The organism is Gluconobacter potus, from assembly GCF_015244705.1.
In the GTDB taxonomy this organism is placed as follows: domain Bacteria; phylum Pseudomonadota; class Alphaproteobacteria; order Acetobacterales; family Acetobacteraceae; genus Gluconobacter; species Gluconobacter potus.
In genome coordinates, this window is record NZ_JABCQF010000049.1 from 1 (window position 1) to 1,897 (window position 1,897).

2 protein-coding genes and 1 pseudogene are annotated in these 1,897 nt (G+C 52.0%); 1 reads left to right on the plus strand and 2 read right to left on the minus strand.

What is annotated here, in order from left to right:
* Positions 1 to 281, plus strand: a 281-nt coding sequence (locus tag HKD31_RS16200) for a hypothetical protein (RefSeq protein ID WP_228120967.1), incomplete at its 5' end; no start/stop codon positions are given.
* Positions 282 to 649: 368 nt separating this feature from the next.
* On the opposite strand, the gene HKD31_RS15875 is transcribed toward HKD31_RS16200, so the two are convergent.
* The gene (locus tag HKD31_RS15875; protein WP_061490037.1) at positions 650 to 1,099 is read right to left on the minus strand and encodes a phosphate-starvation-inducible PsiE family protein; all 450 of its coding nucleotides are present in this window, start codon (positions 1,097 to 1,099) and stop codon (positions 650 to 652) included.
* 106 nt (positions 1,100 to 1,205) lie between these two features.
* Positions 1,206 to 1,784: pseudogene (locus HKD31_RS15880) on the minus strand (IS5-like element IS12528 family transposase); the annotation flags it as partial.
* Positions 1,785 to 1,897: the final 113 nt, after the last annotated feature.

Here is a 1,897-nt window from a genome sequence, read left to right on the forward strand (position 1 = left end):
TTAACCCCGGACCAGATGGCCAACAGCAACGCCGTCAGAAGGGCGGCATAACAACAACCGGGTATAGCTTATCAAGCCCGCAAAACTGTCCGAACGGACGGGACCACCTCAGGAAGCCCTGCCGCTCCGGCAAAACGAGCCTTGAAGAATTCAATTACGTTCCAGCGGTCGCCCTGAGACGCGACCTTCGAGATAAAGTCATCGAATTGATTGATGACTATCGAAGGGAGAGGATCACCAGGAGCCTCGAACCGCCATTCATTCGGGAAGGTAAGCATTAGTTATCTTAACACGTGGTTGCTGATCTGTCGCGTTAGCCTACTTTATGCGGTCGGTTTAGACTAACGCGTTGCAGTCTGCACGAGTACCGCGACGATAAGAAGCGGATGCGTTGTGATGTCCAGCCCATCGGTTCACTACTGTGGACCATGCTCCAAAAATTTTCTTTCAGGGCGGTCGCATCGTGTGCCAACGACTGCTTCAAGCCTACAGTGGTTGTCGCACGCGGTCGAACTGATGGCTGAAAGAATTGGCCGAAGCATCGGGATCGGCTATACTGCTCTCGCCTTCATGTCAGTCATAGAAAAGATCTGAATAATTTTCCAAAAGCGGACGTTATCTCTAGAATTAAAATACTGAGATCTCAGAGTTAACTCGTTATTTTATTATTGCCACGAACGAGCCAATAGACGATCCCCAAGGCCAGGATTGCCGTCGAGAGTGCCAGAACTTCCATGACGTCGACGCCGGTGAGGTCCAGGACAATGAATTTGCGAACGGTCGCCATCATACCGATGAGAAGGACGGAGCGCATTCTGACCATGCTGTGCGAGGGTGTGTCGGGTGAGACAAGAATAGAGTGCTTGAACTCCAGTGCAATCAAAACGGTAAAAAAAAGACCGAAAAGGCTCTGGAGAGCCGCAGGATTGGTCGGTGAGAAGGTCGCGGTCAGCACCATTTCAAAAACGGCGTACAGAACATGCACGAGACCCAAAGCCGCGACGACCATGATGCAAAGCGTAAGCACCAGCATTGCGAGTTCTTCGAAAAGATCGAAAACCGCAGAAAGCTTCAAAAATCCGGGAATATTCTTGATCATTAACCGTTTCCGCCATTTCTCAGTGCATTGTTATGTATTAAAAACCCAATACTGCATTAGCACCGAAAGTAAATAGACCGACATTTCTAAGAGCCCTTTTGGAAATTCACGGATGAGCGTTTCGGCGTAGCATGAGGCTTCCCATGGCGATGTGGATCATGGCCTCTGCGACGTCGATCCGCTGTTCGTAGTCCTTCACAAGGCGACGCCAGCGGATTATCCAACCGAAGGTCCGTTCCACAACCCACCGACGCGGCAGGATTTCAAACCCTTTTGCTGTCTCTGACCGCCGGATGATCTCGACTGTGAAGTCGAGAAAAGTGGCCTTATCCATCAACTGGAGGCGGTCATAGGCTCCATCGGCAAACAGGTGCTTCACCCAAGGCCAGCGTTTACGAATGGCATCAAGGATCATCTGTCCTCCTGCACTGTCCGAAATATCGGCTGTTGTCAGCTGGACCAGGAGAAGGCGGCCATCCGTATCAACTGCGATGTGACGTTTCCGACCGACGATCTTCTTGCCTGCGTCATAACCACGTGTCTTTGCGTGGGGTGCCTTGATACTCTGGCTATCAATGACACCACCCGATGGACTGGTTTCGCGTCCTGCCGCTTCACGATCGAGCATCAGACAGACATCATGAATGGTCTGGAACAGGAAACGGCGCATCAGCCTGCGGAACCACCGTAATCATCCGGCGAGAGACGCGGGCGTATTCAGGCGGCGATGGTATTGTGGACCTGCTGGTGGGCTTTCCAGTGCCAGGGCAGAAGTTCATGGAGGCGTGGATTGGGGAT

Coding starts and splice junctions, on each gene's coding strand:
- HKD31_RS15875 (WP_061490037.1), bottom strand. CDS start 1,099: ATGATCAAGAATATTCCCGGATTTTTGAAGCTTTCTGCGGTTTTCGAT.